This window comes from Pseudarthrobacter cellobiosi (assembly GCF_023913755.1).
GTDB lineage: Bacteria > Actinomycetota > Actinomycetes > Actinomycetales > Micrococcaceae > Arthrobacter > Arthrobacter cellobiosi.
This window is the reverse complement of sequence record NZ_JAMXBJ010000035.1, coordinates 48,218-60,584: the sequence shown is the minus strand read 5'-3', so window position 1 is coordinate 60,584 and position 12,367 is coordinate 48,218. Positions and strand designations below refer to the sequence as shown.

Below are 12,367 nucleotides of genomic sequence, written 5' to 3'. Positions count from 1 at the left end.
GTACCACCCGACAAACCCAAGGAGAAACACCATGACTCTTCCCGCAGACGTCACCACCGGCACCTGGACCCTCGACAACTCGCACAGCGAGATCGCCTTCACCGTCCGGCACGCAGGCATCAGCAAGGTCCGCGGCCAGTTCAAGGATGCCGTGGCAACCCTGGACCTCGCCGACAACGTGGCCGATTCCAAGATCAGCGCCACCATCCAGACCGCCAGCTTCGACTCCGGCGATGTCAACCGTGACGGCCATGTCCGCGGCGAAGACTTCTTCGACGTCGAGGCCTTCCCGGAAATCTCCTTCGTCTCCAACGGCCTCGTGGCCAAGGGCAACAGCTACGAGCTGACCGGGGACCTCACCATCAAGGGTGTCACCCGTCCTGTTGCCCTTGAGACCGAGTTCAACGGCGTGGCCGTGGACCCGTTCGGCATGACCCGCGCCGGCGTCTCCGCTGAAACCACCATCAGCCGCAAAGACTTCGGCCTGACTTGGAACGCTGTGCTGGAAGCCGGCGGCGTGCTGGTCAGCGACAAGGTTGCCATCAACCTGGAGCTCGCGTTCATCGCACCCGCAGCATAGTTTTCTTCCTGAAGCACCCCGGCCGCCATTTCCACGGAATCTGGCGGCCGGGGTGCTTTGTTTTATCCCCTAGATACAGGCGGACACGCGGTCTACAGTGAGACCCATGAGCAACAGTGAAGTACCACAGCCCCAGCAGCCCCAGCAGCCCGGCGCTGAGCAGCCCGGTGCCCAGCCGCCTGCCACTCAGCCGCCTGCCAGCAACGTTCCTCCTGCCGGCAACGTTCCCCCCGCGGGCTACCAGCCGCCGCAGGGTTACCCGCAGCCAGGACAGGCCTACCAGCCGCCGCAGGGTTACCCGCAGCCAGGACAGCCGGATGGCCAGCCCGGGCAGCCGTACAACCAGCCCGGCCAGCCGGGCGGCTTCCAATTTGCGATGCCCACCGACGGCCCCCGCAACTTCAACGACGTTATGCCCAAGGGCGGTTTCTCCGGCATGTTCAGCGTGACCGGGCTGCCCACCGAGCTCAAGGTGTCGTACTGGATCTGGCTCATCGGCGGCATGCTCGGTGTGTTGGGCGGTCTCTTCGGGATGCTTGCCACGCTGGCATTGTTCACCGTGGCACCCGCCCTGGCTGCGGTGGTCCTCGTTTTGGTGCTGGTGGCACTGGCCCTGGCGGCGGCCCAGGTTGTCCTGGTCCTGAGGATGAAGGAGGGCAAGGAATGGGCGCGCCTAGCGCTCACCATCGTGGCCGGCGTTTCGCTGGTGCTCGCCGTGCTCGGCGGCAGCGTGGGCGGCGGCAGCAGCATCGGTAACAACTGGCTCGGCTTCCTCATCTCCGCCGCGGCTACCGTCCTGATGTGGCTGCCGAACTCGCAGGCCTGGTTCATCGCCGTCAAGGGCCGCGCGTAGACCGGATCCAGCAGAAACACAGTCTTGCGCGACCCGCCCTGAGTTCTGTGGGAATACCTCTCCGGAATGATCCCCCGCGACCCCCGCCGGGGGTACGGTGGGAAGTAAGCCTTACTGGGGGGCAGGCCAGTTGGACTGCACCCAGCAGCCGAACTGACATCCGACCTGCAAAGGACCGCTCATGAGCACGCCTGTCCCGCCTCCCGTCCCGAACGAGCCCGAGCCCGGCAACCAGCCGCCAGCGCCCCGCTACGGCGAGAACAGCCCGCAGTTCGGGCAGCCCACACCGCCGGCGCCACAGTACGGGCAGAACGCCCCGCAGTTCGGGCAGCCCACGCCGCCGGCGCCGCAGTACGGGCAGAACGCCCCGCAGTACGGGCAGAACAGCCCGCCGCAGTTCGGCCAGCCCACGCCTCCGCCCTATGGCCAGCAGCCGTACGGGCAGTCCCCCTACGCGCAGTACCCGTCCGAACAGCCGCAGGCCACGGGATCCAACGGGGTTCCCCAGCTGGTCAACATCTCGTTCTGGCTGCTGATTGGCGCGGGTGTCGTGTATGTCATCAGCCTGCTCATGGGCATTGGCATGCTCGATGACCCGGCGATGCGCCGCGCCTTCGAAGACGCCATGCGCAGCGGTGGCGCTTCCGGCACGGAGTTTGCATTCGACGATTTCAAGGGTGTCCTCGCCGGGTCGCTCGTAGTCTTCGCCATCATCGGCGCTGGGCTGTACGCGCTGGTGGCGTTCTTCGTCCGTAAGGGCAAGAACTGGGCCCGCATCCTCGGCACCGTTTTCGCGGCACTGTCCATTTTCGGCCTCTTCGGACCACCGAGCCTCGGAACCGTGGGAACGCTGGCCGGGATCGCAGCGATCGTGCTGCTCTACCTGCCGGCCGCGGCCCCGTACTTCCGCAAGCAGCAGCCGTTCGCTAACCCGTACGGCGCCCCGGGCACCACGCCTGGCAACCCCTACGGACAGTAGTACCAACGAGTCGCATCCACACCCGAACGGGCGTGGACCCCACCAGCCGCCGAAGATCTAGGCGGTCTGGTCCGGGGTCTGCGCCCGTTGTGCGTGATAGGCGAGGATCTGCAGTTCGGTGGCCATGTCCACCTTGCGGAGGTTGACGCCCTCGGGGACCTGCAGCATAACGGGGGCGAAGCTCAGGATGCTGTGGACACCGGCCGCCACCACGCGGTCGCACACGGCCTGCGCCACGGTGGCCGGAAGTGCCAGGACCACCATGTTGGCGCCCGTCCGCTGCAGCACGGCCTCCATGTCCGCGGCGTCGCTGACACGCAGCCAGCCCACCTCATTGCCCACCACCATCTGGTCGGCGTCGAAAATTGCCACCACGTCAAAACCGCGGGACTCGAAGCCGCCGTAACGGGCCAGGGCTTTGCCGAGGTTACCCGCGCCAACAATGGCGACCTTCCAGTCATGGGTCAGCCCCAGTGCCGCGGAGATGTGACGGCTCAGGTACTGCACTTCGTAGCCCACTCCGCGCGTGCCGTAGGAACCCACATAGGAAAGGTCCTTGCGAAGGGTTGACGAGCTGACGCCTGACGCTTCCGCCAGCGATTCCGACGATACCCGTTCGACGCCGTCGGACAGCAGCGTGTTAAGGGCGCGCAGGTAGATGGTCAACCGGGCCACTGCCGCGGGCGGTATTTCCTTGGTGGACTCGGCGCCGTGGACGGGCTGTGTACTGTGGCCAGCCTCTGTACCGTGGACAGCATGAGGAGATGAATCCAGTGAAGTCACTATCCCCTCCATCCCATCGCGTCGTGACTCCACTCTAGAGCCCCGCCGCTGGTGCCAACAAAGCCGGTGTCATTCTGCGAGGCCGATTTCCCATTGGGCCAAGGCTCGTTGGAGGACGCGCTCCAGCCGGGCTTCGTCGATCTTCCAGAAATCGCGTTGGATTCCATCCACCAGGACTACGGGGATTTCCTCCGCGTACCGCTCACGCAGTTCCGGCAGTTCGTCCACCGGCTGTTCCGTCCACCCGAGTCCCAGCGCGGCAGTAACGCGTCCGACGGCGTCGCGCGCCCCTGCGCACAGGTGACAGTCTGCTTTGGTGATGAGGACTACCTCGGGTTTTGCCATGCCTTAACCGTATCGCCCTTCAGGGCAGAGAACAGGGCAGGGCCGACGGCGGGGCACGCGGCGGCGCGGGCATCGGGCGGGCACTGGTACTGAAATCCTGGCCACCGAGTATTGACTAGACTCGTGGACATGCCCGAGGAGAAGTACGTAGCTGTGGTGACCCAGCCGGATGCGGTGATGCAGACCGGCGAAGCCGCCTTCTTCGACGTCGATAACACCCTCATGAAGGGCGCCAGCCTTTTCCACGTTGCCCGCAAGATGCACCAACGCGGCGCCTTTACACTGAGGCAGGCTGCGGGGTTCGCGTGGAAGCAGTTCAAATTTGTGGCGCGCGGCGAGAACATGGACGACGTCCACGCCGTCCGCGATTCCGCCCTCACCCTCGCCGCCGGCATCACGGTGGAAGATGTCAAAGCCTTGGGCGAAGAGGTCTACGACGAAATGATCGCGTCCAGGATCTGGCCCGGCGCCAAGGCACTGGCGCAGCAGCACCTGCGCGTAGGCCGACGGGTCTGGCTGGTCACCGGAACCCCCATTGAGGTCGCCGCGGTCATTTCCACCAGGCTGGGCCTGACCGGAGCCTTGGGCACGGTTGGCGAGATCGCCGACGGCATGTACACCGGCCGCCTGGTGGGTGACATCCTGCACGGCGCGGCCAAGGCCGTGGCTGTCCGGGAACTGGCCGACGCCGAAGGCCTGGACCTCAAGCGCTGCTGGGCCTACAGCGACTCCTACAATGACATCCCGCTGCTGACAGTGGTGGGGCATCCCGTGGCCATCAATCCCGATGCCAGGCTCCGCCGCCACGCACGGGACAACAACTGGCCGGTCTACGATTTCCGTTCCGGCCGCCGCGCCGCCACCCTGGGACTCAAGGCAGCAACGGCCGGTGGCGCCGTGTACGGGCTCTGGCGCGGGTACTCCCGGATGCGCGGCCCCCGGGCTTAGCGGCAACTGCCCGGCCGCGGTGTTCCGCGTAGGAGCGCATCGCGACCGAACGCGGGACAAAGGTCGCCCCGTTGCCGGGCACGCAAAAAATGCCCGTTGCCAAGAGGCAACGGGCATTTTCACGCTTGTTGAAGTATCTCTACTTCTTATTGCGGCGCTGGTGACGGGTCTTACGAAGCAACTTGCGGTGCTTCTTCTTGGCCATACGCTTGCGACGCTTCTTAATAACTGAACCCACGAAAGTTCCTCACAAACTAGATGCAGTACCTGTCTGATGGAAAAGGTCCGTGGACAGAGCTACAGAACTGAAACAACTGACAGATTCTTACAATGACGTAAAACGTTCCTTAACAGGGTACCGCTTCTTGGCGATGCCCACTGACCGCAGGTAATGCTCAGGCGGTTTCGGTGTGCCCGTCCACCACAGCACCCTTGAGGTACTGCTCGACGGCGTTCTCCGGCACCCGGTACGACCGGCCGAAACGCACCGCGGGCATCTCGCCTGAGTGGACCAACCGATAGACGGTCATTTTGGAGACGCGCATGACCTCGGCCACTTCGGCCACGGTCAGGAACTTCGCGTTCGAGAAGTTCTGTTCTGCGGACATTTCCCTATTCCTTTGCTGATGGATGACGACAGTACCCCAGCTTTGATTCATATGCGGTGTGCCGATGCTGAGCCATCCACCAACCATGTGTTAGATACTCTAGAGGTTCATGGGGCTGTAGTGAAAGTCATCCGGGCAATCATTAAGCGGTCCGGCGCTTCCTGGCAGACGCCGCGAGCTGATCGAGGACCGAAACGGAGACGTCCCAATCCATGCACGCGTCCGTGACACTCTGCCCGTAGACGAGTTCCGCCCGGCCCGCCGCGTGCTCGGTGACATCCAGGTTCTGGGCACCGCCCACCAGGAAGCTCTCCAGCATGACGCCCGCAATGGCCTGTGCCGCCTCGCCGCCGTCTTCCAGCTGCGCGCCGATTTCCAGCGCCACTTCCGCCTGCCGGTGGTGGCTCTTGCCGCTGTTGGCGTGGCTGGCATCCACGATCAGCCGGGGGTTAAGCCCCTTGCCGGCGAGCTTGGCGGAAGCACTTTCGACGTCGGCCGCCGAGTAGTTGGGCCCCTTGCGTCCACCGCGGAGGATGACGTGGGTGTCCGGGTTCCCGGCGGTGGCCACCAGCGCGGCCCGGCCATCGCCGTCGATCCCCAGGAATGCCTGAGCGGCAGCGGCGGCGCCGCACGCGTCGAACGCTACCTGGAGGTCGCCGTCGGTCCCGTTTTTGAATCCAATGGGCATGGAGAGTCCGGAGGCAAGCTGGCGGTGGATCTGGCTTTCGGTGGTGCGGGCCCCGATGGCTCCCCAGGAGATCAGGTCCGCCACGTACTGGGGGCTGATGGGTTCCAGGAATTCGGTGGCGGTGGGCAGTCCCAGCGCGGTGACCTGCTGCAGGAACTCCCTGGCGGTCCGGAGCCCGGTGACCATGTCGTGGCTGCCGTCCAGGCGCGGATCGTTGATCAGGCCCTTCCAGCCCACCGTCGTGCGGGGCTTTTCGAAGTAGGTGCGCATCACGATCAGGAGGTCGTCACGGTGCTTTTCGGCCTGGCTGACCAGCCGGCGGGCGTATTCCAGCCCTGCCTTGGGATCGTGGATGGAGCAGGGGCCCACGATGACCAGCAGCCTGTCGTCCACGCCGTCCATGATGGCGCGGACTTCGTCACGGCCACGCTCGACGACGTCCGTCACCCGGGCGTCCAGGGGCAGCTCGGCAATGAGCTCCTGTGGCGTGGGCAGCGGCGTGAACTCGCTGACGCGCAGATTGGACGTGGATTTTGAGGGAGTGGCTGTCGCGGTGCTCATGTTCGGGTCCTGTTCCAGATAGGAAGCGGGCCCAGATCAGAACCCGCCGGAGAAATGGCGAAGGGCAGAGAATGATCTCTGCCCTGTTGGCTCTGAAGGAAGATGGATGCGTGTCAGTTAGACGCGGGCTCCTCCAGAGCCAACGAAAAATACGCATACCAACGGTTTGTCATAGGCAAACCATAACCGCGGGCTGTGACCGCCGCAAAATCCACTGTCGTAACGCAGCGCGATGTCAGCCCAGAAGCTCGCGGAGGTACTGCAGTTGCCTTATCCAGTGGTGCTCCTGGCCGCCCTCGTGGTTGTTAAACCGGTAGACCTCGATGTCCTTTTGTGCCACGGAGCCGCCGCCGTAGGCATTGAAGCTGGCGAACACGGTGGATGGCGGGCAGACATCGTCCATCTGCGCCACCGAGTACAGGGCCGGTACGGTGGCCGCCCGGGCGAGGTTGACGCCGTCGAAATAGCTCAGGACCGCGAGCATCGGCTCATACCGGTCCCGGTGCCTGCCCATGAAGGCCGCGATTTCCGGATAGGGGCCGCGGGCCGCGATGTCGATAGCCCTGGGGAAGTCCTGCAGGAAGGGGACGTCGGGCAGCGCGGCGATGACGCCGTCGAGCCTTCCCGCCACCAGCCCCGCAACCGCCACCACAATGCCGCCGCCCTGGCTGATTCCGGCCAGGACCACGCGCGCAGGATCCACCTCTGGGTGGGACTGCGCCGCTTCCACCGCGCGGAACGCGTCCACGTATACGCGGCGGTAGTAGTAGTCCTCGCGCCTGTTGGCGCCCCTGGTCATGAGCCCCGCGTAGGCCACCTCGCCCGCAGACGGGTGGGGATCGGCGGTTTCGCCGAGGATCCCGCCGTAGCCCTGGCCGCGGGTGTCCATAATGAAGTGCGCGTAGCCGGCCTGCGCCCACTTGGTGTCCTGGTTGACCAGCCCGCGGCCGCCCGAGTAGCCGATGTACTGGACGACGACGGGCAGCCGGGTTCCGGCGCGCCGATTCGCCGGGAGGTGCAGCCAGCCCCTGATCGGTGCACCTCCGTAGCCGGCGAACGTGACGTCGAAGGTGTCGACGACCGACAAGTGGTTCTCCACCGGCTCGAACGTTGCGTTGAGCGGGAACAACCGGGCTTCGTCGAGGGTGGCGTCCCAAAAGTCCTGCAGGTCGGCGGGCGGCGTGACCCTCGAGGTGTAGCTGCGGAGCTGGTCAAGGGGAAGGTCGAAGAGGGGCATACTGCTGTCCGCTCCGGTTGGGGCCCCAAGTGTCCCTTCGCGCTGGGTGGTTCGCGCTGGATCGTGGGCGCTGGGGGTGGTGGGCGGTTACAGGCGGGAGAGCTGCGGCGTGAACGTCTGCAGCTCGTGCGATGACACCACCAGGCGGCGCAGTTCCGTGAGCCCGCCTCTGACGACGCCGGCTGCCCGGGCCTGGACCAGGACATTCCCGACGGCGGTCGCTTCTACGGGTCCTGCCACCACCTTCTTGCCGGTGGTGTCGGCCGTGAGCTGGCAGAGGAGCCCGTTCTGGGAGCCGCCACCAACGACATGGATCACGTCCACGGTGCGGTCCGCCAGGCGTTCGGCGTCCGCGATGGCCCGCGCGTAGCCGGTGGCGAGGCTGTCCATGATGCAGCGTGTAATGGCTGCCGGGTCATCAGGCAGGAGGTCCCCGGTGTGGCGGACCGTGGCGCGGATGCGGTGGGGCATGTTGTCAGGGGCGATGAACCCTGAATCGTCCGGATTAATCTGCGGGCCGCCCGGGGGCAGGGCCGCGGCGGCGTCGAGCAGATCAGCGAGTTCCCAGGTGTTGCCCTCCGCGGCCCAGGTCCGTTGGCATTCGCTGAGCAGCCACAACCCGCCCATGTTGCGCAGGTAGCGGATAGTGCCGTCCACGCCGCGTTCATTGGTGAAGTTCGCCTCCCGGCTGGCCTCGGTCAGGACCGGCTGGTTCAGTTCCAGCCCCACCAGGGACCAGGTGCCGGAGGAGATGTACGCGAAGTCCTCCTCCTGGGCGGGGACGGCGGCGACGGCGGAGGCGGTGTCGTGCGAGCCGACGGCCACCACCTTGGTGCCGGCCGGCAGTCCCACCCTGGACGCGATCTCCGGCAGCAGCGTGCCGACGGTTTCGCCGGGCTCGATCAGTGGCGGGAACAGCTTCTTGGGCAGGCCCAGGGCGGTCAGGAATTCCGTGGCCCACTCCCCCGCGACGGCATCAAAGAGACCTGTGGTGGAGGCGTTGGTAGATTCCGTGCGCCGCTGCCCCGTAAGGAAGAAGGCGATGAGGTCCGGGATGAGCAGCGCCTGCAAACCGTCCAGCTCCTGCTCCGTGGCCAGCTGGTAGAGGGTGTTGAACTGCAGGAACTGCAGCCCGGTGGTGGCGTAGAGCCGGGCCGGATCCAGTTTCTGGTGCACGGGCGCGACGGCAGCGCGGCTGCGGTCATCGCGGTAGCTGTAGGGCTGGGCCGTGAGTTCCCCGGCGGCGTTGACCAGGCCGTAGTCCACCGCCCAAGTGTCGATCCCGATGCTGGTGATAATTTCGTCCTGCGCCGCCGCCACGGTGGCGGCGGCGGTCAGGCCCGCGAGCACTTCGGCGAACAGGGCGTCGAAATCCCAGCGGAGGCCGCCGTCGAGCTCCACCACACCGTTGGGAAAACGGTGCACCGTCTCCAGCTCCACGCTCCCGTCCGCGGTAGCGGACGAGCCGTCCTTGGTCCGGCCGAGGATTACCCGGCCGGAGGAGGCGCCGATGTCGACAGCGGCGAACACCGCCCCGGCCGTGGCCGGGGCGGTGTTCGCGGCTGATTCGGTGGTGCTCATCGGAGGAAGGCTGCTGCCACCCCAGCGTCCACGGGGATGTGGAGGCCGGTGGTGTGGGACAGTTCGTTGCTGGTGAGGACGGCGGCGGCGTTGGCCACGTGCTCGGGCAGGACTTCGCGCTTGAGCAGGGTGCGCTGGGCGTAGTACTTGCCCAGTTCCTGCTCGTCCACGCCGTAGACCGCGGCGCGTTTGGCGCCCCAGCCGCCGGCGAAGATGCCGGAGCCGCGGACCACGCCGTCGGGGTTGATGCCGTTGACACGGATGCCGTATTCGCCCAGTTCGGCCGCGAGGAGCCGGACCTGGTGCGCCTGGTCAGCCTTGGTGGCGGAGTAGGCGATGTTGTTCGGGCCGGCGAACACGGAGTTCTTCGAGGAGATGTAGATGATGTCCCCGCCCATGTCCTGGGCGATCATGACCTGCGCCGCGGCCTTCGACACCAGGAAGGAGCCCTTGGCCATCACGTTGTGTTGCAGGTCCCAGTCCTTTTCGGTGGTCTCCAGCAGCGGCTTGGAGATGGACAAGCCGGCGTTGTTGACCACCAGGTCCAGGCCGCCGAACGCCAGCACCGCTTCCTGGATCGCCGCGGCGATCTGCGCCTCGTCTGTCACGTCCGCCTGGACACCGATGGCGACGTCCGCGCCGCCCAGCTCCGCGGCGACGGCCTGGGCGTTCTCCAGGTTCAGGTCGGCAATGACTACGCACGCGCCGTCGGACGCCAACCGGGTGGCGATGGCCTTGCCGATACCCGACGCCGACCCCGTGACCAGCGCGATGCGGGAGGCGTGCGACTTGGGCTTCGGGAGGCGGGCGAGCTTGGCTTCCTCGAGGGACCAGTATTCGATCCGGAACTTCTCGGATTCCTCGATCGGGGCGTAGGTGGAGATCGCCTCGGCGCCGCGCATGACGTTGATCGCGTTGAGGTAGAACTCGCCGGCAACGCGGGCGGTCTGCTTGTTGGCGCCGAAGGAGAACATGCCCACGCCCGGGACCAGCACGATGGCCGGGTCCGCGCCGCGCAACGCCGGGGAATCCGGTACCGCGTGGCGGTCGTAGTAGGCCTGATAGTCCTCGCGGTAAGCGGCGTGGAGTTCCTTCAGCCGGGCGATGGAGTCCTCGATGGAGGCATCCGCGGGCAGGTCCAGGATCAGCGGCTTGACCTTGGTACGCAGGAAATGATCCGGGCAGGACGTGCCCAGCGCACCAAGACGCGGGTGCTCTGCGGATTCCAGGAAGTCAAGCACGACGGCGTCATCACTGAAGTGCCCCAGCTGCGGTTTGTCCGTGGAGGCCAGGCCGCGGATCACCGGAGCGAGCGCGGCGGCTTTGGCCTTCCGCTCGGCCTCGGGCAGGGCGCCGAAGCCGGGCAGCTTGGTGCCGAACGGTTCGGCCTTGCCGTTGTCCTTGATGTACTTCTCGGCCTGTTCGATGATCCACAGCGAATTGCCCTCGGCCTCTTCGCTGGTGGCGCCCCAGGCGGTGATGCCGTGGCCGCCCAGGATGGTGCCGATGGCCTGCGGGTTCGCGTCCTTGATCGCGGCGATGTCCAGGCCCAGCTGGAAACCGGGGCGGCGCCACGGAACCCAGAGAACCTTGTTGCCGAAGATCTTCGTGGTCAGGGCCTCGCCGTCCACCGCGGTGGCAATGGCGATCCCGGAGTCCGGGTGCAGGTGGTCCACATGGGCGGCGTCCACGAGCCCGTGCATGGCGGTATCAATCGACGGCGCGGCGCCGCCCTTGCCGTGCAGGCAGTAATCAAAAGCGGCCACCATCTCGTCTTCACGGTCAACACCCGGGTAGACGTTCTTCAGGGCGTTCAGCCGGTCCAGGCGCAGCACCGCCAAGTTCCCGGCCTTCAGCGTGCCAAGGTCCCCGCCGGAGCCCTTGACCCACAGCAGCCGGACGTCCTCGCCCGTCACCGGGTCCTTTTCCGTGCCCTTGGCAGACGTGTTGCCGCCGGCGAAGTTGGTGTTCCGCTTGTCCGCGCCAAGGCGGTTGGAACGGGCTATCAGTTGGTCAATTGTTGGATTCGTCATGGTCTTAGGCTCCCCATCCGGCCTGGTGGCCGCCTTGGCGTTCGGTATTGATTTTCTCCTGGTATCCGCTGGCGGCGAAGGCTGCCATCGGGTCCGCGGGCAGGCCGCGGGATTCACGCCATTCGGCCAGGTCGGGGCGGACATCCGTGTAGAACGCGTCCATCAGCACCGCGTTCGCGGCCAGCACGTCGCCGGAGTTCTGCGCTGCGTCCAAGGCGATGGTGTCCACCAGCAGTGCCCGTGCCGTCATTTCCTGCACGTTAAGTACGGAGCGGATCTGGCCCGGGATTTTCCCCTCGATGTTGTGGCACTGGTCCAGCATGAACGCGACGCCGGCGGCTGGCTGCAGTCCACCTCCACGGACCACTTCGGCCATGATGCGGAACAACTGGAACGGATCTGCTGCGCCGACAATCAGGTCGTCATCGGCGTAGAAGCGCGAGTTGAAGTCGAACGAACCGAGCTTGCCCAGTCGCAGGAGCTGCGCCACGATGAACTCGATGTTCGTGCCCGGCGCATGGTGGCCGGTGTCCAGGCAGACCATCGCCTTCTCGCCCAGCGCCAGGCAGTGCACGTAGGAGGTGCCCCAGTCGGGAACGTCCGTGTGGTAGAAGGCCGGCTCGAAGAATTTGTATTCCAGCACCATCCGCTGGTCGTCGCCGAGCCGGTCGTAGACCTTGCGCAGGGATTCAGCCAGCCAATCCTGGCGGGAGCGCATATTGCCCTGCCCCGGGTAGTTGGTACCGTCCGCGAGCCAGACCTTCAGGTCCTGCGAACCGGTCTGGTTCATTACCTCAAGGCACTCATACATATGGTCCACGGCCTTCTGGCGCACGGCCGGGTCGCTATGCGTGAGGCTGCCGAACTTGTAGTCGTCGTCCTGGAAAGTGTTGCTGTTGACCGTTCCCAGTTTCACGCCCAGACCGGCGGCGTAGTCCGCCAGGGCAACATAGTCGTCCACCTTGTCCCAGGGTATGTGCAGGGCAACCGCGGGGGCCATGCCGGTGAGGGCGTTCACCTGGGCGGCGTCGGCGAGTTTCTCTTCGATGGTGCGCGGGGTTCCGGGCGTGGCGAATACCTTGAAGCGGGTGCCGGAGTTACCGAAGGCCCAGGAGGGCAGTTCGATGCTCTGGTGTTCGAGCGTGGTCAAAACGTCGGTCGGGATGGACAC

13 protein-coding genes are annotated in these 12,367 nt (G+C 65.9%); 4 read left to right on the top strand and 9 right to left on the bottom strand.

Annotated elements, in window-relative coordinates; all coding sequences use genetic code 11:
* The first annotated feature begins 31 nt into the window (after positions 1-31).
* The 3 genes from NG696_RS05385 to NG696_RS05375 all read left to right on the top strand — a co-directional run bounded on the left by NG696_RS05385 (position 32) and on the right by NG696_RS05375 (position 2,412).
* Positions 32-580 carry a YceI family protein gene (locus NG696_RS05385; RefSeq protein WP_252570272.1) on the top strand — a complete coding sequence of 183 codons (549 nt, stop codon included), beginning with the start codon at positions 32-34 and terminating at the stop codon, positions 578-580.
* Between the two features lie 106 nt (positions 581-686).
* Positions 687-1,433 carry a hypothetical protein gene (locus tag NG696_RS05380; protein WP_252570274.1) on the top strand — a complete coding sequence of 249 codons (747 nt, stop codon included), beginning with the start codon at positions 687-689 and terminating at the stop codon, positions 1,431-1,433.
* A gap of 181 nt (positions 1,434-1,614) precedes the next feature.
* Positions 1,615-2,412: a hypothetical protein gene (locus NG696_RS05375; RefSeq protein ID WP_252574560.1), complete on the top strand. Its 798-nt coding sequence runs from the start codon at positions 1,615-1,617 to the stop codon at positions 2,410-2,412.
* A 57-nt stretch (positions 2,413-2,469) separates the two neighbouring features.
* Here NG696_RS05375 and NG696_RS05370 read toward each other — a convergent pair whose 3' ends face one another.
* A complete protein-coding gene (locus tag NG696_RS05370) occupies positions 2,470-3,195 on the bottom strand; it encodes a redox-sensing transcriptional repressor Rex (protein WP_374211175.1) in 726 nt (241 codons plus the stop codon).
* Positions 3,196-3,264: 69 nt separating this feature from the next.
* Positions 3,265-3,540: a glutaredoxin family protein gene (locus NG696_RS05365; protein ID WP_252570280.1), complete on the bottom strand. Its 276-nt coding sequence runs from the start codon at positions 3,538-3,540 to the stop codon at positions 3,265-3,267.
* A gap of 129 nt (positions 3,541-3,669) precedes the next feature.
* On the opposite strand from NG696_RS05365, the gene NG696_RS05360 reads away from it, so the two are divergent.
* Positions 3,670-4,488: an HAD family hydrolase gene (locus tag NG696_RS05360; RefSeq protein WP_252570282.1), complete on the top strand. Its 819-nt coding sequence runs from the start codon at positions 3,670-3,672 to the stop codon at positions 4,486-4,488.
* Between the two features lie 139 nt (positions 4,489-4,627).
* On the opposite strand, the gene NG696_RS05355 is transcribed toward NG696_RS05360, so the two are convergent.
* The 7 genes from NG696_RS05355 to rhaI form a co-directional block, all read right to left on the bottom strand.
* Positions 4,628-4,726, bottom strand: a complete 99-nt coding sequence (locus NG696_RS05355) for a 30S ribosomal protein bS22 (protein WP_003792170.1) — start codon at positions 4,724-4,726, stop codon at positions 4,628-4,630.
* Positions 4,727-4,883: 157 nt separating this feature from the next.
* Entirely contained in the window at positions 4,884-5,096 is a 213-nt protein-coding gene (locus tag NG696_RS05350; protein ID WP_043452394.1) for a helix-turn-helix domain-containing protein, read from the bottom strand.
* A gap of 142 nt (positions 5,097-5,238) precedes the next feature.
* Complete coding sequence (locus tag NG696_RS05345) at positions 5,239-6,345, bottom strand: 3-deoxy-7-phosphoheptulonate synthase (protein ID WP_252574554.1); 1,107 nt, start codon at positions 6,343-6,345, stop codon at positions 5,239-5,241.
* A gap of 235 nt (positions 6,346-6,580) precedes the next feature.
* Positions 6,581-7,582 (bottom strand): acetylxylan esterase, encoded by a 1,002-nt coding sequence (locus tag NG696_RS05340; protein WP_252574552.1) that lies wholly within the window; start codon positions 7,580-7,582, stop codon positions 6,581-6,583.
* Between the two features lie 87 nt (positions 7,583-7,669).
* Positions 7,670-9,163, bottom strand: coding sequence for a rhamnulokinase (locus NG696_RS05335; protein WP_252574550.1), 1,494 nt, complete (start codon positions 9,161-9,163; stop codon positions 7,670-7,672).
* Positions 9,160-11,196 (bottom strand): bifunctional aldolase/short-chain dehydrogenase, encoded by a 2,037-nt coding sequence (locus tag NG696_RS05330; protein WP_252574548.1) that lies wholly within the window; start codon positions 11,194-11,196, stop codon positions 9,160-9,162. The genes NG696_RS05335 and NG696_RS05330 overlap by 4 nt, the downstream gene beginning before the upstream one ends.
* A 4-nt stretch (positions 11,197-11,200) precedes the next feature.
* Positions 11,201-12,367 (bottom strand): L-rhamnose isomerase, encoded by a 1,167-nt coding sequence (gene rhaI / locus NG696_RS05325; protein WP_252574546.1) that lies wholly within the window; start codon positions 12,365-12,367, stop codon positions 11,201-11,203.